The sequence below is a fragment of the Nocardia albiluteola genome, assembly GCF_018860155.1.
GTDB classification, from domain to species: domain Bacteria; phylum Actinomycetota; class Actinomycetes; order Mycobacteriales; family Mycobacteriaceae; genus Nocardia; species Nocardia albiluteola.
Genome location: NZ_JAHKNI010000004.1, coordinates 488,684 through 509,533, shown reverse-complemented (window position 1 = coordinate 509,533; position 20,850 = coordinate 488,684). Strand labels below are relative to the sequence as shown.

Below are 20,850 nucleotides of genomic sequence, written 5' to 3'. Positions count from 1 at the left end.
AGGTGCCCGGTCTTCGTACCGGACGGTCTAGCCGCCTTGCCGTACATCTCCGACCGCGTCTCACTGTATTTCCGGTAGGCCGGCCTGTCACATCGTCCGGGCCGGGCAGGGCCGGATGATGGTGCGCCACACCAGCGTGCCAGTGCCGGGCCCGCGGCGAAAGCCCCGAGATGAACCGGCACGGAGTCGGCCCCGGCCCCTATTTCCCCTTCGGCTTGTCCGAGGCGGCGTCGCTGGACAGCGCGGCGACGAAGGCCTCCTGCGGAACATCGACCCGGCCGATGGTCTTCATCCGTTTCTTGCCCTCCTTCTGCTTCTCCAGCAGCTTGCGCTTACGGCTGATGTCACCGCCGTAGCACTTGGCCAGCACGTCCTTCCGGATGGCCCGGATGTTCTCGCGGGCAATGACCTTCGACCCGATCGCGGCCTGGATCGGCACCTCGAACTGCTGACGCGGGATGAGTTCGCGCAGCTTGGTGGTCATCTTGTGGCCGTAGGCCTGGGCGGCATCCTTGTGGACGATGGCCGAGAACGCGTCGACGGCCTCACCCTGCAGCAGGATGTCGACCTTGACCAGGGCGGCCTCCTGTTCACCGGCCTCCTCGTAGTCCAGGGAGGCGTAGCCACGGGTGCGAGACTTCAGCGAATCGAAGAAGTCGAAGATGATCTCCGCCATGGGCAGCGTGTACCGCATCTCGACGCGGGTCTCGGAAAGGTAGTCCATGCCGAGCAGCTCGCCACGCCGGGACTGGCACAGCTCCATGATGGTGCCGACGAACTCGCTGGGCGCGATGACCGTGCACTTGGTGATGGGCTCGTAGATCTCCCGCGCCTTGCCCTCCGGCCAGAACGACGGGTTGGTGACGACGTGCTCGGTGCCGTCCTCCATGACCACGCGGTAGATCACGTTGGGCGCGGTCGAGATCAGGTCGAGGCCGAATTCGCGCTGCAGCCGCTCGCGGGTGATCTCCATGTGCAGCAGACCCAGGAAACCGCAACGGAATCCGAAGCCCAGCGCCACCGAAGTTTCCGGAATATAGGTCAGCGCAGCATCATTGAGCTGCAGCTTGTCCAGAGCATCACGCAGGTCCGGATAGTCGGAGCCGTCGACCGGGTAGAGGCCGGAGTACACCATCGGCCGCGGCTCCGCGTATCCCGCCAGGGCCTCGGCCGCCCCGTCGCGCGCGGAGGTGACCGTGTCACCGACCTTCGACTGGCGCACGTCCTTCACGCCGGTGATGAGGTAGCCCACCTCGCCGACGCCGAGCCCCTGGGTGGGCTTGGGCTCGGGCGAGACGATGCCGATCTCCAGCAGCTCGTGCTGGGCGCCGGTGGACATCATCTTGATCTTCTGGCGCGGGGTGAGCCTGCCGTCCACCACACGCACATAGGTCACCACGCCGCGGTAGGTGTCGTAGACCGAGTCGAAGATGAGGGCGCGGGCGGGCGCGTCGGCGTCGCCGGTCGGCGCGGGGATCTCCGCGATCACCTTGTTCAGCAGTTCCGGCACGCCGACGCCGGTCTTACCGGAGACGCGCAGCACGTCCTCGGGCTCGCACCCCACGATGTGGGCGAGCTCGGCGGCGTAGCGGTCCGGATCGGCGGCCGGGAGATCGATCTTGTTCAGGACCGGAATGATGGTCAGGTCCCGTTCCATGGCCAGGTAGAGATTGGCCAGGGTCTGCGCCTCGATGCCCTGGGCGGCATCGACCAGCAGGATCGCGCCCTCACACGCCTCGAGCGCGCGGGACACCTCATAGGTGAAGTCGACATGGCCGGGGGTGTCGATGAGGTGCAGCACGTAGTCGGTGCCGTCCACCTGCCAGGGCAACCGCACGTTCTGCGCCTTGATGGTGATCCCGCGCTCGCGCTCGATATCCATCCGGTCCAGATACTGAGCGCGCATGGCCCGCTCCTCGACCACACCGGTGAGCTGCAGCATCCGATCGGCCAGGGTCGATTTCCCGTGGTCGATGTGCGCGATGATGCAGAAGTTCCGGATCCGGGCGGGATCGGTGAACGTCGTATCGGCGAAGCTGGCCACTGGACTCCTGGTCATGAATGGTATTCGGCGGGTCCATGATCCCATGCGGTGACACCGCGGCCACCTCCAGGTCTGAACCGGTCCCGTCCGGGAGCGCTCGGGCGGCGTTATCGCCCGTCCCGCATTCGTCAACCGGTGGGCATCCGATATTCGAATTCTTCGACGGCAGCCCGATCGCGGACAAGGACTTTCCCCTCCCCTGCGGTCTGGCGCACAGTTCCGCACCGAAGCCGCCTGTTTGGCGATTAACCGGCGGAGTCTGGCACATATCCCGATGGTCACGCGAGTCCCTGCTGATTACCGTTCAGTCCGGTCATTGTCCCGGATCGTCACTCTCGGAAAGAGCACCATGTGTGACTTCATCGCTCACGCTGCTAGGGAGGCCCGCCTTGCGAGCGGTCCGAACCGGCGCCGGTTCCTCGGGACCCTCGCAGGCGCAGCCGCGGGGTCGGCGGTGACCCTGGGCACCGCGGCAGCCTGTGCAACACCCCGCCACGACACCGAACCACCGGCCCGCACCCGGATCGTGCCCCTCGGGACTGCGGGTGGACCGACCTGGCTCGACCCGGCGCGGGCCGGCGTGTCCACCGCCATCGTCCACGCGGACCGGGTCTACCTGGTCGACCTCGGACTCGGCGCATACAACCGGCTTGTCAACAGTGGGATCGCACCGGGCCTGGCCAACGGTGACCTCCTCGGGGACGTTCGCGGGATCTTCTTCACCCACCTCCACAGCGACCACGTCGCGGACTGGCCCGCGCTCTACGTCACCGGCGCTTCGAACGCGATCGGCCGCACCGCCCCACCCATCCAGGTGTGGGGGCCCGGTATACGACCCACCTTGCCCCGGGTCTTCCCACCCGGCCGTCCGCAACCACCCGTGTTCGAACCCGACGACCCAGGCCCCGGCACCATCGGTATGACCGGTCACCTGCGCCAGGCCTTCGCGACCGACCTCAACGACCGATCCCGCGACAGCGCCTTCGCCAGCCCCGACTCACTGTTCCAGGTCCATGACATCGATCTCACCGATATCTGGACACCCGACCCGGAAGGTAAACCACCTCGACTGTCCGCACCGATCCACATCTGGCAGGACGACGACGTCACCATCACCGCAACCCTCGTCGACCACCACCCCACCGCGCCGGCTTTCGCCTACCGGTTCGACACCCCGGACGGCTCGATCGTCATCTCCGGCGACACAACGGTGAGTGCGAACCTCATCGACCTCGCCCACGACACCGACTACCTCGTGCACGAAGTGATCGACGCTCAGTTCGCCGAACACATCGTCGCCCACCTACCACCCGACAAAGCCGCACCCTTGCGCGAACACCTGCTCGCCGCCCACACCACCATCGAGCAGGTCGGCGCTCAGGTCGCCCAGGCCGCACGGGCACGCAACCTGGTGCTCACCCACCTCGTTCCGGCGAACAACCCGATAGCACGATGGAATTCGGCGCAACGGGGCTACTCCGGCCGCCTCGTCGTCGGCAGCGACCTGCAGGCGCTGAACGTGGGTCCCACCTAATCCAGGAGGCCTCTGCGACCTTCAGGATCAGGTCTCTACATCGTCAGTTCATAGACGGCGCGGTCCTTGCCGGGCCCCTTGTAATCGGCGATGACGGAGACACCGTTCACGACCCGATCACCAGCGACGTTCTTGAACCCGAGTGATGTCCACGCGGCATGAGCGGCCGCGTTTTCCGGTTCGGAGGTCAAATAGATTCGGCGACACCCGAGCTCGTGTGCCCGTTCGACGATATGGCCAATCAGGGCGGTAGTGACGCCACGCCGGCGAAAGTCGGGGTGGGTGATGACGTCCTGGACGTAGATGTCGTCGGGGATCTCCTGGCTGCGGAACGCGATGATCGCACCGGCAAGTTCGCCATCGACGTGGGCGACCGGGCAGGTGGAGGCGAACAGGTGCGCGTAGAGCCAGTAGTCCGAAGCTGTCCGGGCGCGGACAAACGGTTCGCCCAACTGCATCAGTGGGAGGACGTCTTGTGCGAGTTCGATGTTCAGCGGTGTGATCTGCAGTGCCACTACCTGGGTCCTTTCACCATGGTAAGCATCTGCCGGGCTGCGCCTCGACAGCGGCAAGTGCGACGAGGACCCTGGGCAGGAAGTAGCCGACGATCGGGCCCAGGGTCAGGGCGATCAGTACCGTACCGAGGCCGACAGCACCGCCGAGCGCCCAGCCGATCGTCGCCACGGTGACCTCGATGCCGGTGCGTACCACCGCAACCGGTAGCCGGGTGATACGGACCAGGCCGGTCATGATGCCGTCGCGGGGACCGGCGCCGAACTGTGCGCCGAGGTACAGCGCATTGAAGAATGCCAGTGCGACCAGGCCGGTGAGCAGATAGGCGATCCGAACAGCGAGGTGGTGGGCCGGGGGCACTATTTCCGCCGTGGCGTCGGCGGCTTGTCCGACGATGACCACGTTGAGCAGTGTGCCCAGTCCCGGAAGCTCGCGCAGCGGGATCCATGCGATCAGCGCGGCGAGCGAGATCAGATTCGTCGCGGTACCGAACGAGATCCCGGCCGATCCGGCCACACCCTCCGCGAGCACATTCCAACTGGTCGCACCCAGCCCCGACCGCACCAGCAGCATGACCGAGGCGCCGTAGCCGATCAGGCCGATGAGAAGTTGTGGGGCCCTGCGCAATTTACGTCCGGCACGCAATTGCTCGATCGCGCCCATGCGGCGGATCGCGAACGAACCGTGCGTGCCGGACGCCGAATCAGGTCTTCTCATGACTCCACCCGCACGATGGCCTCCCTTCGACAACAACCGATCTCCACCATGCGGTGCGCCGATCCTGGCCCACAAGATCGGTTTTCGCCTCGATCGTTCAGTCGCGGTGAACGATGCCGACGCGGGCGAGGACTCAGGAGCGAAAGGGCCGCGCATGGACGCGCGCGGTGTCGATCGCGATGTCGACGAAGGCGCGTACGCGTGCGGATTCGCGGCTGTTCGGCCACATCAGGCCGAACTCGAGCACGCCGCGTTCAGGCAGGGGCACGAACGCGATTCCGGGCGTGGCGTAGTACGCCGCCGTGCGCGCGGGCGCCGGAGACACCCCGCGTCCGGCGGAGACCAGCGGAATCACCTCCTGCCACTGCAGGACCGACAGTCCCCGCGAGATGGGGCGACCGCACGGCGTGACCGACGGAAACCATTCCTCTCGCAGGGGTTTCGGGAAATCACCCCCGATGCCGACAATCTCCGCATCGCCCAGGTCCTCCTCCGTGACGGCGGTGCGCGCGGCGAACGGGTGGGCCACGGGCACCATCAACGACCAGGACTCGCGGAACAACACCGGGCCCAGCGTCATGTCGGGCGCCTCGACCGGCCGGGCGGAGAGCTGCAGATCCACCCGGCCCGCACGTAACGGACCGAGGTAGTCGCTCAGCTGGATCGCGGTGATCTCGACCTCACAATCCGGGTGTTGCGCATGGAAAGCCGTTGCGGCCCTTGCCATCAGCTCACCGCACCAGGGCATCGAGAAGCCGACCCGCAGGGTACCGGTGATGCCGCGCCCGGCGGCCACTGCGCTCGCGAGCGCCTGCTCGATCTGCCGGTAGCCGGGCAACAACTCGTCGTAGAACTCGCGACCGATCGGCGTGAAGGCGACCCTGCGGCTGTTGCGCTCGAACAGTGGCGCGCCGACCCGGCGCTCCAGCTTCTGAATTGTCTGGGTCACCGTCGCGGCCGATACCTGCAACCGTTGCGCCGTACGGCCGAAGTGCTGCTCCTCGGCGAGGGTCAGGAAGATCTCGATCTCACGCCATTCCACCGCCTCGACGTTAGGTCATCCCGCTCTCATGCGGGATCGCCTGCGCCCATGACGGTTTCGGATCACCGCTGTGGGCGCACCGGGTGATCGGGGTTACCGCGCGTCCGGGCCGGGTTATCCGGCGCCGGTTCCGCAGACCCCAGCCGAGGACCAGCACCGCGGCCGCCATGGTCGCTACAAGGGCCGGCCGCAGTCCGCCGATGCCGTCGGCAACCACGAACGCCAGGGTGGGTGCCGCCGTGCCGGTGAGCGGTGAAGTCATTCGCAGCGTGGAAAACCTCCAGCGGCCCAATGACATCCATAGGGTCGAAGCCGTCGAAGAGTACGAACTGGGCCGGCATCAACACTCCTTACTTTCGACTGGGCGGACGGTCACCGCGAGGACTCTGTCTCGGAACTGGTTCGGCGCCGACCGGTTACCTTCGAGGCGGGGAGGGGTCCGGCCTGGGACTTGCCGGTGAGCGTGTCGCCGTCGATGGTGACGGTGAATGCAAGGTTCAGGCGCATCGGCTTGGTGACGGCCTGCTTCCAGGTGAGTGTCTCGCCCTCGAGGGCGAGGTTCTGGAGAGGGACTTGTTCTCCCAAGCCGTGTGCGATGCCGATCAGTTGCCCGTCCGTGCGGCTCAGCTCGATGACGGGCCGGATGCGCCCGATGGGGGTCGCGATGGTCAGCTCCCAGGTGCCTTCGATTGACATGAGGCGATTGCTCCTTGCTTGTGGCGGTACGGGGGGTCAGAAGGCGATGGGAGCTGCACCCTGCGGGCGCCAGATCGTGCCGCGGCGCTCATGGGCGAACAGTTCCTCGACGGCGTGGGCGATCTGCGGGCCGACCTCGCGTTCCAGCAGGTAAAGACCCAAGTCCAAGCCGGAGGTGACACCGGCGCCGGTGACCAGGTCGCCGTCATCGACCACACGCGCGCGCACCGCGCGGACGCCAGTTGCCTCGAGCATGCCCAGGCCCATGTGGTGGGTCGTGGCATAGCGGCCCTCGATCAGTCCAGCCATCGCCAGGACCAGGGAGCCACCGCAGACTGTTGTCATGGTGACCTGCGGATTGTCCATTGCCGCTTGCAGGAGGCCGGGCAGTGCCGAGGTAAGCGTCCGGCCCAGCAGCACGGGGATGAACTCGTCCTGATGCCACTCGCCGTCCCCGCCCGCTTCCTGATCGGGTACCTCCCCGGGCTCGCCAACTCGCCCCGACGCTCCGGGGACCAGCACCAAGCCAGGGCGGTCCGGGTCCAGGGCTGCGGTCGCGCGCAACGCCAGCGCCCCGGCACCACTGACGACCTCCCGGGGACCTTCGGCGGACACCAGTTCCACCGTGACGGCGCCACCGCTGCAAGAACCGCCGGCGGAAAAAGCTTCGAAGGGGGCGATAACGTCAAGCGGGTCGAAGCCGTCGAACAAAACGATCTGAACGTGCATCTACAGCTCTCTCTGGGGGTGAGGTCGGCAGGAGCCGATGTGGTTCTTCCCACGCTAGGCAGAGGAGATACTCGATCCCAGTGGCGTTCTTGACATCTCCCAACGAGATTTCGCCAACTCACGGCACGCACATCCTTGCGGCGATGGTGTGAGATAGGTCGACCGAAAGCGATTCCGGATTCGTTGCAGCACTTGCTGTCTCGCGCGCTGTGGGATCACGACCGAGCGCGGGACGAGTTGCGGGGATATGCGGTCCGTCCTCGCTTGCCGAACCCGGTCCACCTGGCAGCTGGTGCCCATGAGGCTGGAGCTGCGGGCGGAGCGAGTGCGGCAGCAAGGATGTCACCGATTCGAGGGTGTTCGATCAGTGCGCGATATCGGACGATCTGCCCGACCTCACGCCAGTGATGGTCGGCACGAGTAGGTGGCTCGGGAATTCCGTTCCGCCGTACAGCGTGACCGAGTTGTGGAACACCGCCGGTGGGCGGTCGAATAGGTCGTCGTGGCCGGTGCCGTGGCCTCGCACGGTGAGCCGCAGCCGGTGGCCGGCAGGGAGATGCAGGCTTGTCGGGCACAGTTCGATGTCGACCTGGACGATTTCGCCGGGCCGGAGGGACTCGGGGTTGTCGTGTGTGTGAAACGGTTGGCCCGGCTCGCTGCGAGCGGGGTCGATCGCGCGCTGGGAGGCGCGCTGCCAGCCGATGCTGACCGGGGTGAGGCCGGTACGGTGGTCGCGTAGCTCCACCAGGTGACCGTCGGGGTCGACCGCGTCCACGGTGAGAAAGAGGTCGGCGTCCGTTGTTGACGACGACAGGAAAATCCGGGCCGCTACGGGTCCCAGGAGCGTGGTGTCGTCGCCGGCCGCGGGTCCCAGAAGCGCAACGCCCTCGCCGGCCGCATCGTATGTGTCGGACGTTTCGTTCGCCGGCGGGTTGGCGCCGAGCGATTTGGCCGAGAAGTCCGCATACCAGGGCGTCCAGGTGGTGCCGGGGACCGGCCAGTCGGTCGAATCGAAACGCGATGCGCTGCCGTCAGCCTGGCGGATCGCGAGTTGGACGCGCGGCTGAGTGTCCCAGTTACCGATGCTGTCTTTGAGGTGGTAGTCGAAGAACCGCATCTGGAGCTCGACGGACTCGGGGTCGTCGAACTGTCCACCGGCGTGAATCTCGAGCCAGGTGTTGGTGCTGGCCACGGTCCGGAAACCGCGGATGGTCCCGCGCAGGTGCAGGTCGTGATCGGACCAGTCGGCGGCGGCGAGCAGTGGCACCTCGATGCGTCCGAGGTCGGGGGTGCGCTGCCGGTGGTAATCGTCCACGACTGGGTGGTCGCGGATCTGCTGCACGATGTCGGCGCGGTTGGCGGCGAGCGTGTCCGCATCGAGGCTGACTTCACCGGTGATCGGAAGTCCGGAGTGTGGATTGGTGCCGGCACCGGCACCGTGCTGGACGGGCAGAACGAGCTGCGGGTACCAGAATGTCTCCCAGAACTGGTACATGATCCCGCCGTGCCGGGTGGCGTCCCGGTACCAGTCGCTCAGGCCGTGCCACACGCAGATGGCAGCGAGATGCTCGGGCCGGCGTGCGGCGACGAGCCATTGGGTCATCGCGTAGTAGGACTTGCCGCACAGCCCGACCCGGCCGTTGGACCAGGGCTGTGTTCCTGCCCATTCGATGCACTCGACATAGTCGTCGATCTCGCCGGGTGACATCGGGTCGAGTCGTCCCGCGGAGGTGCCTGAACCTCGGGAGTCGATCCGCACGCACACGTACCCGGCGGGGACCCAGATCGAGGGATCGACAACCTCCCACACGCGGTAGTCGCCGAGCGCAACGTCGTCGAGAGCGTCCGGGTCGGTGATATCGGCGAGGTCGGCCCCGCGGACGGTGTTCAGCATCGGGTGCGCCTGCAGGTTCGTGACCATGTTGTGGCGGAACCGCTCGATCGGCAGTCCCTTGCCGTAGACGCCGTGCGTCATGATCACCGGATACCGGCCCGCCTCGGCGGGCCGGAAGACATCGGCTCGCACCACGGCGCCATTGGGCATTTCGATGGGTACATCCCATTCGATAGTCATCGATGATGTGTCGTTCGACATGTCGAATCAGTCCCTCTCTTGGGTGGTTGCGTGTTGGTGAATGCGGACCGTCGCTCACAGCGACGCCGCGACCGGGGTTCTTCGGTACTCGGAGATCGCCAGAGCGACGGCCGCGATGAGCGCGGCAGCCGCTGTGGCCACGAGGATCGCGTGCGCGGTCTGGATCGCCGCGAGCTGCGGAGTTGTCCGGGAGATGACCAGGACGATGATCGCGCTGCCGAGGCTGCCACCGACCCGCTGCAGGATGTTTGCTGTTGTGGTGGCATCGGCGAGGTGATGCGCGGCGGCCCGCATTGCCGCGGACATGGCGGGTATGCCCGATAGGCCGACGCCGATACCTCGGAGCCCCTGCAGGACCTCGACGGTGACGAGGTTCTCGTGGGCCGGCAGGTAGATGAACGGTGCCGTGGCGAGGATCGTGATCGTCAGGCCCACGATGCAGGTGACGCCGCCGCCGATACGGTCGGTGATTCGGCCGCCGACCGGTAGTGCGGCCATGGCTCCGAGACCATAGGCCAGCAGGAGCAGTCCGGTGTGGACGACTGTCAGGCCGCGCAGCGCCTCGAAGTACAACGGCAGCAGGATCAGCCCGCCGAACTGGCTGACCCCGATGAAGAACACGGTGACCTGCGCGGTGGCATATGGCGTCTGTCGGAACAGGCCCACGTTCAGCAGCATGACCCGCTTCGTTCCCGGCGCGCGGCGGCAAGCGTCGACGGCGAATGCCATGAGCAACACAGCGCCGAGCACCGTCAAGATCACTCCGGACGCATGGTGCTCGCTGGACGGACCCAGACGCGTGAGCCCGAGCGTCACCACCGGCAGGCCGAACGAGAGCAGTACCAGGCCGACCACGTCGAGTTTCGCGGCGGCGTCCGGAGTGTCCCTGGGCAGGACGCGGAGCGCGAGAATTCCGGCGACGATGCCGATCGGCAGGTTGATGACGAACAGCCAGCGCCAGGACAGCGTGTCGATGAGCACACCACCCAGAGCCGGGCCGATGGCGGGCGCCAGCACGATGACGAGGCCGGCTGTGGACATGACCCGCCCCATGCGGTCGGAGCCGACCACACGTCCGATGATGTTCTGACCGGTAGGGACGAGCAACCCGCCGGAAATACCTTGCAGCGCTCGCGCAATGAGCAGCAGCGCCAGGTTCGGCGCGACCGCGCACAGCAGCGACGCGGCCGTGAAGGTGACCAGGGAGATCATCCACAGGCGGGAAGCTCCCAGTCGGCGCTGTAGCCACGGGCAGGCGGGTAGCGCCGCAGCCAGGGCGAGCAGATATCCGCTGGTAACCCATTGCGCCGCGGCGAGTCCGGCATGCAGATCCTTCGCGATCGTGGTCAGCCCGACGTTGACCAGCGACGTATCGAGCCCGGCCATGAAGCCACCGAGGACGATCACGGCCGTCAGTCGTGCCACTGTGGCCGGCGGAGCAGCTGCGCTCGTGGTCATCGCGCACCGGCCCAGCGCTTGATCGCGGTGCCGCCGACACCGGCCGGCGCGGTGCCGTGCGTCACCTGTATGCCGCCCTGCGTCATCTGCTCGCCGGCGAGAAACAGGCCGGTGGGTCCGGCTCCGACGTCGATATCAAGTTCATCCGTAACACACCTCAGTAAATTTACTCAGTAAGATTACTCAGTAAACATACTGGGCAAAGGTAGTGTTGTCTACATGCCGAACAGAGGAGACCGAGGCGGCGCGCAGACACGAGCGCGCATCGCTGCGATCGCTACCGAACTGTTTCTCGAGCGCGGCTTCGACGACGTCACGGTCGCCGATGTCGCCGCCGCCGCCGGTGTGTCGAAAGTGACGGTGTTCTCGCACTTCGACCGCAAGGAGGACCTTCTGTTCGATCGCCTTCCCGACGCCGTGGACATCGTGCGCACCGCAATCCGTGATCGGGCCGACGCCGTCGACGCTGTCGAGGCGATCCGTCAGGCCGCCCTCGCGCTCGCGGAGCAACGACATCCGCTGTCGGGCCTGAGTGAGGGTGAGGAACCCTTCATGCGGACTCTGCTGGCTTCCCCCGCGTTGATCTCGCGGCTGCGCGCGTTCGAACACGAGATCGAGGCAGAGTTGGCCACGGAACTCGACGCGGACGTGGCGTTCACCGGCGACAGCGCGTTGACCGCAGCGCTGCTCGTTGCTGCATATCGGACCGTCGCCGTCGAGTCGGTCCGCCGCCGACTCGACGGGGACAATCTCGCCGACATCGCCGCGACGCATTACCAGCGCCTGAGCAAGGCTTTCGATGTTGTCGCACAGGGCCTCTCGGCCGAGTACCCGCGACAAGAGCCTGGTTCGAGCTGAAGCCGCACCTGCTCCCGCTCACGGATCATCGCTGTCGGCGCGCGGGATTACCGGGAGCCCGGGCGGGGCGATCGGATGCCGGATCCGCGATGAGGGAGGACAGCACTGCCAGGCGTTCGGCGGTGGGGCTGCCCAATTCGGCGTGGTAGACGACCAGGATCTGGCGGTCGGTGTCGGGGATCGGCAGACTCTCGTGGCGCAGCTCGAGCGGGCCGACCTGAGGATGCGAAATCGTGCCGGTGCCACTGCGTTTGGGGCGCACGTCGTGCCGGGCCCACAGCGTGCGGAAGCGTTCGCTGCGCACGGACAGCTCACCGACGAGCTCGACCAGCGCCGGATCGTCGACGTCGGGGCCGACGAGGTTGCGCAGGGTGGGGACCGAACTCTCGGTGATGGCCTCCCACTGCCCGTGCGCGGCCGCGGAGGCCGGATCGAGAAACAGCGTGCGCAGCATGTTGGTGCCAGGGGTGTACAGCGGCGACAACGCCTGGGCGAGCGGATTCGCGGCCAGCACGTCCATGAGACGCCCCTGCACGATGGCGGGCGTCTGCGGCCACGTCATGATCAGCTGCCGGATGCCGTCGGGGACGCGCTCGGGCGGGCGCCGGCGCCGGCGGGACCGGTCCGACGCGGCGAGGCGGTGCAGATGCGCGGCGGCGCTCTCGTCGAGCCGCAGGGCGCTGGCCAGGGCGTCCAGGACCTGAGCGGACGGGCGCCGGTCGCGGCCCTGCTCGAGCCGCAGATAGTACTCGACGCTGATGCCCGCCAGCAGGGCCAATTCCTCCCGGCGCAGGCCGGGGACGCGACGCCGCGAGGACCCGGCCGCGAGACCGACATCCTCGGGCAGGACCAGTTCGCGGCGGGCCCGCAGGTATTCGCCGAGCGGGGTGCTCGTCCGGTCGTCGCTCGCCATGTGATCACCGTACGACCGCACACGGGCGGCGAGCATGTCCCTGTCACTACCAGTATCGACAGAGGACTGGGTACATCCCGGCAGAAGCCGCACCGTAGCTGCATGACACTGATCACGACACCTTTCGGACCGCATTCGACCGCCGCCGAGGTGGCCGCCGGGACGGACCTGTCCGGCAAACAAGCGATCGTCACCGGGGCATCCTCCGGGCTCGGCGTCGAGACCGCCCGGATCCTCGCGGATGCCGGGGCCGAGGTCACGCTCGCGGTCCGCGACCTGACCGCCGGGGCATCGGTGGCCGCCGCCATCACCGAATCCACCGGCAACGCACACGTCCGGGTGGCTTCTCTGGAGCTGGCGGACCGATCGTCGATCGCCTCCTTCGTCGCGGACTGGACCGGCCCGCTGCACATCCTTGTCAACAACGCGGGCGTGATGGCACTGCCGGAGCTGCGGCGCACACCGCAGGGATGGGAGACCCAGTTCACGGTGAACCACCTGGGCCACTTCGCCCTCACGCTGGGCCTGCACGGCGCACTGGCGGCGGCCGACGGCGCGCGCGTGGTCGCGGTCAGCTCCTCCGGGCACCTGTTGTCGCCGGTCGTCTTCGACGACATCCACTTCGACTTCCGGTCGTACGACGCCCATGCGGCGTACGGCCAGTCGAAGACCGCCAACATCCTGTTCGCCGTCGCGGCCGCCGTCCGCTGGGCCGGCGACGGTATCGCCGTCAACGCCATCGCCCCGGGCTCCGTGCCTACCAACCTGATACGCCATCAGGGCCGCCCGGCAGGCGTCACCCTCGAGGAAGGCCTGCGCAAAACGGTGGAACAGGGCGCGGCCACCACGATCCTGGCGGCCACCTCGCCCCTGCTGAAGGGGGTGAGCGGGCACTACTTCGCCGACTGCGCCGAGGCGCACCCGGTCACCCGCCGGCCGTCCATGGCGCCGGTGACCACCGAATTCATGAACGGCGTCGCCCCCTACGCCCTGGATCCCGCGGGCGCCGACCGGCTGTGGGAGGAATCCGCGCGCCTGGTCTCAGGCGGGGGTGACAGGTGACCGCTGGAATCCGGTGCGGAACAACGTGACCGCGGATACAGCGGCAGCGGACGACGGTCCCGTCAGGCTTCGGTCGAGGACTCGGGCAGGGGCTCGGGGGACGCGGCCGTCCAGCGATGTTCGATGCGGCCGAAGCGCCACACCAGGACCGCGAGGATCCATACCAGCACGAACATCCCGGCAATGGTGAAGCCGGCCTTGTTGGTATCGAAGTTGCTCATGTAATCCCAGAAGCCACCGGACAGGTGAAGTTCCTGCGAGAGGACCTGGCACAGCTCGATGGTGCCGATGATGAAGGCGGCCAGGATCGAAACGCCGGTGACGACGAGGTTGTAGTACACCTTGCGGACCGGCTTGGCGAACGCCCAGCCGTAGGCGACGTTCATGAAGCAGCCGTCAATGGTGTCGAACAGCGTCATACCGCCCGCGAACAGCAGCGGCAGCGCCAGCACCGCGTACCAGGGCAGGCCCTGGGTGGCCGCCGCGGCCGTGGCCGCGAGCAGCAGCACCTCGGTGGCGGTATCGAAGCCGATGCCGAACAGGATCCCGACGAAGAACATCTGCCAGGTCTTGGTGATCGACTTCATCAGCCGGCCGAAGAACCGGTACATCATGCCGCGGGCCTGCAGTTGCTTTTCCAGTTCGGCCTCGTCCAGCACACCGCGCCGCATGGAGCGGAACACCTTCACGATGCCCGCCAGCACAACCAGGTTCAGAATCGCGATCAGATAGAGGAACAGCGCGGCCGCACCGGTGCCGAACGCCCCGCCCACGGTCTCGTAGGTGGAGTTCGGGTCGACCATCGCGCCGTACACGGCCTTTGTCGCCACCACGATGCCCGCACCGACCGTGACCAGGATCGACGAATGTCCCAGAGCGAAGAAGAAACCCGTCGCCAGCGGCCGCTTCCCCTCGGACATCAGCTTGCGGGTGACGTTGTCGATGGCCGAGATGTGGTCGGCATCGAAGGCGTGCCGGGCGCCGAGGGTCCACGCGGTGAACGCGACCCCCAGGCCGATGCCCAGCCCGTTGTATTTGAAGTGGTGCGGCATGATCGCCAGGACGTAGATGCCCCATCCGGCGATGTTCATCGCCAGGATGATCGCCGTCATCACGCTGAGCCGGAACCGTTCACGCTGATCGAGGCTGTCGCGCAACGCGGTGAGGCGCGAAATTGTCGTTGTCATTGCTCATCCTCCGAACCGACAGGAGGATGACGAGAGTTCTTCCGGGGCCCACCGGATGTGGCCCGCACGAACGCCCTTCATCCGAGGACCTGTGCCACAACGGGATTCAGGCGACCGGACTCGTCCCCCGTGCAGGGGATCGACCGTTGCGGGACAGTGCCGGGCTCACACCGGACTTCGCTGAATCCTCATCGGCCGCGAGACGAACCCGCGGCAGGCCGAGAGTATCAAGCCTGCAATGTTGCGAAGATTGCGGAGACGGAATCGACCGCAACAACGGCGCGGCGAGCAGCGATATAGAGAACGAATCGACACCGGTCGCGGGGGCATCCAGCCAAACTCGCCCGAGACTTTGCCCACGATACGGACGGGTAACCCCCTACCGTGGTGTACCCGCGTGGTGTGAGGGGGCAGACTACGCGGGAAACGGGACGCCACCCCCCGCCCGATCCGGGCCAGTGCTGTGAATGGAAGGAGCCGGCGGAGTGTTCAGCCGCATCGCCATCGTGAACCGTGGAGAGGCTGCTGTACGCCTCATCCATGCCGTCCGAGACCTGGCCGCGGAGACGGGGCTACCGATCGAGACTGTCGCCCTGTACACCGACGTCGATCGGAATTCGACGTTCGTGCGGGAAGCCGACATCGCCTACGATCTCGGCCCCGCCTCGGCCCGCCCGTATCTGGATCTGAAGGCGCTGGAAAAGGCGCTGGTGACAACGAAGGCCGACGCCGCCTGGGTCGGTTGGGGTTTCGTCGCCGAGGATCCGGCATTCGCGGAACTGTGCGAACAGATCGGGGTCACCTTCATCGGCCCCAACGCCGAGGCCATGCGCAAGCTCGGTGACAAGATCGGCGCCAAGCTGATCGCCGAGGAGGTCGGCGTGCCGGTCGCGCCGTGGAGCCGCGGCGGGGTCGACACCGTCGAGGCCGCCAAGGAGGCCGCGGCGCAGGTCGGCTACCCGCTGATGCTCAAGGCCACCGCCGGCGGCGGCGGGCGCGGCATCCGCAAGATCACCAACGAGGCCGACCTCGTCGACGCCTACGAGCGCACCCGGCAGGAGGCCGCGCGGGCGTTCGGCAGCGGCGTGGTCTTCCTCGAGCGCCTCGTCACCGGGGCCCGCCACGTCGAGGTCCAGGTGATCGCCGACGGTCAGGGCACCGCGTGGGCGCTGGGCGTGCGCGACTGCTCGGTGCAGCGGCGCAACCAGAAGATCATCGAGGAGTCGTCCTCGCCGGTGCTGCCCCCGGACCGGGTGACCGAGCTGAAGGCCTCGGCCGAGCGGCTGGCCATCGCGGTCGGCTACCGCGGCGCGGCGACCGTCGAATTCCTCTATCACCCCGGTGAGCAGCTGCTGGCCTTCCTCGAGGTCAACACCCGCCTGCAGGTCGAGCACCCGATCACCGAGTCCACCACCGGTTTCGATCTGGTGCGCGCGCAGCTGCACGTGGCCTCGGGCGGCAAGCTCGAGGGCCAGGCTCCGCTCGAGCGCGGCCACGCCATCGAGGCCCGGCTCAACGCCGAGGATCCCGACCGCGACTTCGCCCCCGCCCCCGGCCGCATCGCACGGCTGGACCTGCCCGCAGGCCCCGGCATCCGCGTCGACACCGGCGTCAGCGAGGGTGACACCATCCCCGCCGACTTCGACTCGATGATCGCCAAGATCATCGCGTACGGCAGCAACCGCAACGAGGCGCTGGGCCGCCTGCGCCGGGCCATGTCCGAGACCAGGGTCGTCATCGAGGGCGGCGCGACCAACAAGAGCTTCGTGCTCGACCTGCTCGACCAGCCCGAGGTGATCGACGGCAGCGCCGACACCGGCTGGATCGACCGCGTCCGCGAGGAAGGCCGCCTGGTCTCGCACCGCCACTCCGCGGTCGCACTGGCCGCCGCGGCCATCGACGCCTACGAGGAGGACGAGCGGGCCGAGCGGCAGCGGCTGCTGTCCACCGCCTCCGGCGGGCGCCCGCAGGTGCAGCACGAGAGCGGCCGCCCGCACGACCTCAAGCTGCGCGGCGTCGGCTACCGGGTCCGCGTGGCCCGGATCGGCGCGCACCGCTTCCGGATCGGCATCGACACGGGCGACGAGGTCCGCGCCGCCGACGTCGATATCGAACGCTACGACCAGCACACCGCGCAGGTCGTGGTGAACGGCGTCCGGTACCGGGTCATCACCGGCACGTACGGCCCGGTCCACCTGGTGGATGTCGAGGGCGTGGCGCATCGGATCAGCCGCGACGAGGGCGGCGTCGTCCGCTCGCCCGCGCCCGCGCTGGTCGTCGCGACCCCGCTCGAGGTCGGCGCCGAGGTCGAGGCCGGCGCGCCGATTCTGGTGCTGGAGAGCATGAAGATGGAGACGGTGCTGCGCGCGCCGTTCAAGGCCCGCCTCAAGGAGAGCAACGTCTCCGTCGGCAGCCAGGTCGAGACCGGCGCGCCGCTGCTGCGCCTGGAACCGATCGCAGACGACAACGACGACACGGCGGCCGCCGACGCCGCGGCCCCCACCGAGCTGGACCTGCCCGGCGAGCCCGCGTCGGTCCGCCCGCAGGAGAGCATGGCCCGCAGCCTGCAGGACCTGCGCAGCCTGCTGCTGGGCTTCGATGTCGACCCGCACGACGACAGCCGCCTGGTCGAGAACTACCTCGCCGTGCGCGCCGAGGCCATCGCGGACAACCGCCGCCCGCTGGCCGAGGAGATCGAGCTCGTGCAGGTCTTCGCCGACCTGGCCGAGCTGAGCCACAACCGGTCCTGGGACGAGGACGGCCGCCCCGGACATGGGCAGGGCCACGTGCACAGTGCGCGCGAGTACTTCCACACCTACCTGCAGAGCCTGGACGTCGAGCGCGCCGGACTGCCGGAGCCGTACCGGACCAAGCTCGCCACCGCCCTCGGGCACTACGGCGTCACCGAGCTGGACCGCTCCCCCGACCTCGAGGCCGCGGTCTTCCGTGTCTTCCTGGCCCAGCAGCGTCCGTCGGACACCGTCAACGTCATCACGACGCTGCTGCGCGAGTGGCTGCGCGAGCCGGTGCCGGACCGGGCGCTGCGCGAGCCGGTCGGCCTGGCGCTGGAACGGCTCGTCACCGCGACGCAGGTGCGCTTCCCGGTGATCGCCGATCTCGCGCGCGGGGTCGTGTACGCCTGGTACGGCCAGCCGCTGCTGCGGCGCAACCGCGCCCGCGTGTACACCAACGTCCGCAAGAACATGAGCCACCTGGACGCCCAGCCCGGCGCCGCGGACCGTCGCGAGCGCATCGCCGACATGGTCCGCAGCACCGAGCCACTGGTGCGGTTGCTGGGTCAGCGCCTGGTGCGCGGCTTCCCGGACAACACCGTCATGCTCGAGGTCCTCACCCGCCGCTACTACGGCAACAAGGATCTGACCGGCGTTCGCACCGAGAACATCGACGGCGCGAAGTTCGTGGTCGCCGAGCGGCGCGGCGTCACCCTGGTCTCGGCCGCGGTGAGTTTCGACGCGCTGCACACCGCGCTGCGCGGGCTCACCGAGCTGGCCGGCGGTGCGGCGTCCATCGAGGCCGACATCTACCTGTCGTGGGAGGGCCAGCCCACCGACTTCGACGCGATGGCCTCGGCCCTGCAGGAGGTGCTGGCAACCCAGCAGCTCCCGAACCAGGTGCACCGGATTACCACCACCGTCGCAGGCAGCGGCGGCGCGGTGATGCACCACCACTTCACCTTCCGTCCGACCGCCACCGGGATGAGCGAGGAGCGGCTGATCCGCGGTCTGCACCCGTACATCGCGGAGCGGATGCAGCTCGAGCGGCTGCGCAAGTTCGACCTCACCCGCCTGCCGTCCTCGGACGACGAGGAGGTGTACCTGTTCCGCTGCGTCGCGAAGGAGAACCCGGCCGACGAGCGGCTCGTCGCATTCGCCCAGGTCCGCGACCTGACCGCGCTGCGCGAGCACGACGGCCGCCTGCTGGCGCTGCCGACGGCGGAGAACACCATCGCCACCTGCCTGGACTCGCTGCGCCGGGCGCAGTCGCAGCGCGGCTCGGCCAAGCGGTTCAACACCAACCGCATCGTGATGTACATCTGGCCGCCGATCGACCTGTCCCCGGCCGAGTTCGAGGCGATCGTCGAGCGCATCGAGCCGACCACCGCGGGCGCCGGGCTGGAGGAGATCCTGATCATCGCCCGCCAGCCCGACCCGAAGTCCGGTGAGCTGGCCAAGATGGCCGTGCACATCACCTTCGATGCCACCGGCGGGACGAGGGTGACCGTCGGCGACCGGACCGACGAGGCGGTCGAGCCGCTCGACGAGTACCGCCAGAAGGTGTTGCGCGCCAGCAGCCGCGGCACCGTGTACCCCTACGAGCTGACCGGTCTGCTCGGCGAATTCGCCGAATACGACCTCGACGCCGAGCACGCGCTGGTGCCCGTCGACAGGCCGCGGGGCCACAACTCCGCCGCGATCGTCGCCGGCGTGGTCACCACGCCGACCGAGCAGCATCCGCAGGGCATCACCCGCGTCGTGCTGCTGGGCGATCCGACGAAATCCCTCGGCGCGCTGTCGGAGCCGGAGTGCCGCCGGGTCATCGCGGCGATGGATCTGGCCGAGCAGATGCGGGTGCCGCTGGAGTGGTTCGCACTGTCCTCAGGCGCCCGGATCTCCATGAAGTCCGGCACCGAGAACATGGACTGGGTCGCCGCGGCGCTCAAGCGCATCGTCGAGTTCACCCAGGACGGCGGCGAGATCAACATCATCGTCACCGGCATCAACGTGGGCGCGCAGCCGTACTGGAACGCCGAGGCGACGATGCTCATGCACACCAAGGGCATCCTGGTCATGACCCCGGACTCGGCGATGGTGCTCACCGGCAAGCAGGCCCTGGACTTCTCCGGTGGCGTGTCGGCCGAGGACAACTTCGGTATCGGCGGCTATGACCGCGTGATGGGCCCCAACGGACAGGGTCAGTACTGGGCACCGGATCTCGCGGGCGCCCGGGACGTGCTGATGTCGCACTACGACCACACCTACATCGCCCCCGGCGATGCCGGGCCGCGGCGCTCGGAGACCAGCGATCCGATCGATCGCGACGTCTCGGACTTCCCGCACATGATCGAGGGCAGCGATTTCACCACCGTCGGGCAGATCTTCTCCGCGACGCACAACCCGGATCGTAAGAAGCCCTTCGACATCCGGACCGTCATGCAGGCGGTGGCCGATCAGGACCACGCCGTGCTCGAGCGCTGGGCGGGCATGGCCGACGCGGAAACCGCTGTCGTGCAGGACGTCCGGCTCGGCGGCATCCCGGTGTGCCTGCTGGGCATCGAGTCTCGCGGCGTGACGCGGCGCGGCTTCCCGGCCGCCGACGGCCCGGACACCTACACCGCGGGCACGCTGTTCCCGCAGTCCTCGAAGAAGGCCGCGCGGGCGATCAACGCAGCCAGCGGCAACCGGCCGCTGGTGGTGCTGGCGAACCTGTCCGGCTTCGACGGCTCGCCCGAGTCGATGCGCAAGCTGCAGCTCGAGTACGGCGCCGAGATCGGCCGCGCGATCGTCAACTTCCAGGGCCCGATCGTGTTCTGCGTGATCTCGCGGTACCACGGCGGCGCGTTCGTCGTGTTCTCCAAGGCGCTGAACCCGAACATGACCGTGCTCGCGATCGAGGGCTCGTTCGCCTCGGTGCTCGGCGGCGCCCCGGCGGCGGCGGTGGTCTTCGCCGGCGACGTCACCGCCCGCACGGCGGCCGATCCGCGGGTCAAGGATCTCGAGGCGCGCGCGGGCAGCGCGTCGGGCGCCGAACGTGCCTCGCTGACAGCCGAACTCGACGAGCTGCGCTCCTCGGTGCGCGCGGAGAAGCTCGGCGAGGTCGCGGCGGAGTTCGACAAGGTGCACAACATCCACCGCGCGGTCGAGGTCGGCTCGGTGGATGCGGTCATCCGCGCCGGCGAGCTGCGTCCGAAGATCATCGAGGCGATCGAGACCGGGCTGAACCGGTAGTCATCGCTCGCTGAAAGCTGCACTCGGGGCCCGGAT

The 20,850-nt window shown here is 68.0% G+C and carries 15 protein-coding genes; 4 read left to right on the top strand and 11 right to left on the bottom strand.

Features of this window, described 5'->3' with window-relative positions:
* Positions 1 to 199: 199 nt before the first annotated feature.
* Positions 200 to 2,059 (bottom strand): translation elongation factor 4, encoded by a 1,860-nt coding sequence (gene lepA / locus KO481_RS15400; RefSeq protein ID WP_215917780.1) that lies wholly within the window; start codon positions 2,057 to 2,059, stop codon positions 200 to 202.
* A gap of 439 nt (positions 2,060 to 2,498) precedes the next feature.
* Here lepA and KO481_RS15395 point away from each other — a divergent pair, with 439 nt between their 5' ends.
* Positions 2,499 to 3,578, top strand: a complete 1,080-nt coding sequence (locus KO481_RS15395; RefSeq protein WP_308166618.1) for an MBL fold metallo-hydrolase — start codon at positions 2,499 to 2,501, stop codon at positions 3,576 to 3,578.
* A 35-nt stretch (positions 3,579 to 3,613) separates the two neighbouring features.
* Here the strand turns inward: KO481_RS15395 and KO481_RS15390 are convergent, their stop codons facing one another.
* The 8 genes from KO481_RS15390 to KO481_RS15355 form a co-directional block, all read right to left on the bottom strand.
* Positions 3,614 to 4,093: a GNAT family N-acetyltransferase gene (locus KO481_RS15390; protein WP_215917778.1), complete on the bottom strand. Its 480-nt coding sequence runs from the start codon at positions 4,091 to 4,093 to the stop codon at positions 3,614 to 3,616.
* Between the two features lie 13 nt (positions 4,094 to 4,106).
* Positions 4,107 to 4,808: a membrane protein YczE gene (gene yczE / locus KO481_RS15385; protein WP_215917777.1), complete on the bottom strand. Its 702-nt coding sequence runs from the start codon at positions 4,806 to 4,808 to the stop codon at positions 4,107 to 4,109.
* 133 nt (positions 4,809 to 4,941) lie between these two features.
* Positions 4,942 to 5,850 (bottom strand): LysR family transcriptional regulator, encoded by a 909-nt coding sequence (locus tag KO481_RS15380; RefSeq protein ID WP_215917776.1) that lies wholly within the window; start codon positions 5,848 to 5,850, stop codon positions 4,942 to 4,944.
* A gap of 10 nt (positions 5,851 to 5,860) precedes the next feature.
* Positions 5,861 to 6,112 carry a hypothetical protein gene (locus tag KO481_RS15375; protein ID WP_215917775.1) on the bottom strand — a complete coding sequence of 84 codons (252 nt, stop codon included), beginning with the start codon at positions 6,110 to 6,112 and terminating at the stop codon, positions 5,861 to 5,863.
* Between the two features lie 110 nt (positions 6,113 to 6,222).
* Complete coding sequence (locus KO481_RS15370) at positions 6,223 to 6,546, bottom strand: hypothetical protein (RefSeq protein ID WP_215917774.1); 324 nt, start codon at positions 6,544 to 6,546, stop codon at positions 6,223 to 6,225.
* A 36-nt stretch (positions 6,547 to 6,582) separates the two neighbouring features.
* Positions 6,583 to 7,275, bottom strand: a complete 693-nt coding sequence (locus KO481_RS15365; RefSeq protein WP_215917773.1) for a DJ-1/PfpI family protein — start codon at positions 7,273 to 7,275, stop codon at positions 6,583 to 6,585.
* A 364-nt stretch (positions 7,276 to 7,639) separates the two neighbouring features.
* Entirely contained in the window at positions 7,640 to 9,349 is a 1,710-nt protein-coding gene (locus tag KO481_RS15360; RefSeq protein ID WP_215917772.1) for a CocE/NonD family hydrolase, read from the bottom strand.
* Positions 9,350 to 9,424: 75 nt separating this feature from the next.
* Positions 9,425 to 10,795: a DHA2 family efflux MFS transporter permease subunit gene (locus KO481_RS15355; protein WP_215917771.1), complete on the bottom strand. Its 1,371-nt coding sequence runs from the start codon at positions 10,793 to 10,795 to the stop codon at positions 9,425 to 9,427.
* 252 nt (positions 10,796 to 11,047) lie between these two features.
* Here KO481_RS15355 and KO481_RS15350 point away from each other — a divergent pair, with 252 nt between their 5' ends.
* A complete protein-coding gene (locus KO481_RS15350; RefSeq protein ID WP_215917770.1) occupies positions 11,048 to 11,686 on the top strand; it encodes a TetR/AcrR family transcriptional regulator in 639 nt (212 codons plus the stop codon).
* Between the two features lie 25 nt (positions 11,687 to 11,711).
* On the opposite strand, the gene KO481_RS15345 is transcribed toward KO481_RS15350, so the two are convergent.
* Positions 11,712 to 12,599 carry a helix-turn-helix domain-containing protein gene (locus KO481_RS15345; protein WP_215917769.1) on the bottom strand — a complete coding sequence of 296 codons (888 nt, stop codon included), beginning with the start codon at positions 12,597 to 12,599 and terminating at the stop codon, positions 11,712 to 11,714.
* Between the two features lie 102 nt (positions 12,600 to 12,701).
* Between KO481_RS15345 and KO481_RS15340 the strand changes: the two genes are divergently transcribed.
* Complete coding sequence (locus KO481_RS15340; protein ID WP_215917768.1) at positions 12,702 to 13,661, top strand: SDR family NAD(P)-dependent oxidoreductase; 960 nt, start codon at positions 12,702 to 12,704, stop codon at positions 13,659 to 13,661.
* 62 nt (positions 13,662 to 13,723) lie between these two features.
* On the opposite strand, the gene nicT is transcribed toward KO481_RS15340, so the two are convergent.
* Positions 13,724 to 14,848 (bottom strand): Nickel transporter NicT, encoded by a 1,125-nt coding sequence (gene nicT, locus KO481_RS15335; protein ID WP_215917767.1) that lies wholly within the window; start codon positions 14,846 to 14,848, stop codon positions 13,724 to 13,726.
* 485 nt (positions 14,849 to 15,333) lie between these two features.
* On the opposite strand from nicT, the gene KO481_RS15330 reads away from it, so the two are divergent.
* The gene (locus KO481_RS15330) at positions 15,334 to 20,814 is read left to right on the top strand and encodes an ATP-binding protein (protein ID WP_215917766.1); all 5,481 of its coding nucleotides are present in this window, start codon (positions 15,334 to 15,336) and stop codon (positions 20,812 to 20,814) included.
* The last annotated feature ends 36 nt before the right edge of the window (positions 20,815 to 20,850 follow it).

Excerpts from the sequence above, each read along its gene's own strand:
- lepA (WP_215917780.1), bottom strand. The coding sequence starts at position 2,059 with ATGACCAGGAGTCCAGTGGCCAGCTTCGCCGATACGACGTTCACCGAT.
- yczE (WP_215917777.1), bottom strand. The coding sequence starts at position 4,808 with ATGAGAAGACCTGATTCGGCGTCCGGCACGCACGGTTCGTTCGCGATC.
- KO481_RS15375 (WP_215917775.1), bottom strand. The coding sequence starts at position 6,112 with ATGACTTCACCGCTCACCGGCACGGCGGCACCCACCCTGGCGTTCGTG.
- KO481_RS15370 (WP_215917774.1), bottom strand. The coding sequence starts at position 6,546 with ATGTCAATCGAAGGCACCTGGGAGCTGACCATCGCGACCCCCATCGGG.
- KO481_RS15365 (WP_215917773.1), bottom strand. The coding sequence starts at position 7,275 with ATGCACGTTCAGATCGTTTTGTTCGACGGCTTCGACCCGCTTGACGTT.
- KO481_RS15360 (WP_215917772.1), bottom strand. The coding sequence starts at position 9,349 with ATGACTATCGAATGGGATGTACCCATCGAAATGCCCAATGGCGCCGTG.
- KO481_RS15350 (WP_215917770.1), top strand. The coding sequence starts at position 11,048 with ATGCCGAACAGAGGAGACCGAGGCGGCGCGCAGACACGAGCGCGCATC.
- KO481_RS15345 (WP_215917769.1), bottom strand. The coding sequence starts at position 12,599 with ATGGCGAGCGACGACCGGACGAGCACCCCGCTCGGCGAATACCTGCGG.
- KO481_RS15340 (WP_215917768.1), top strand. The coding sequence starts at position 12,702 with ATGACACTGATCACGACACCTTTCGGACCGCATTCGACCGCCGCCGAG.
- nicT (WP_215917767.1), bottom strand. The coding sequence starts at position 14,848 with ATGACAACGACAATTTCGCGCCTCACCGCGTTGCGCGACAGCCTCGAT.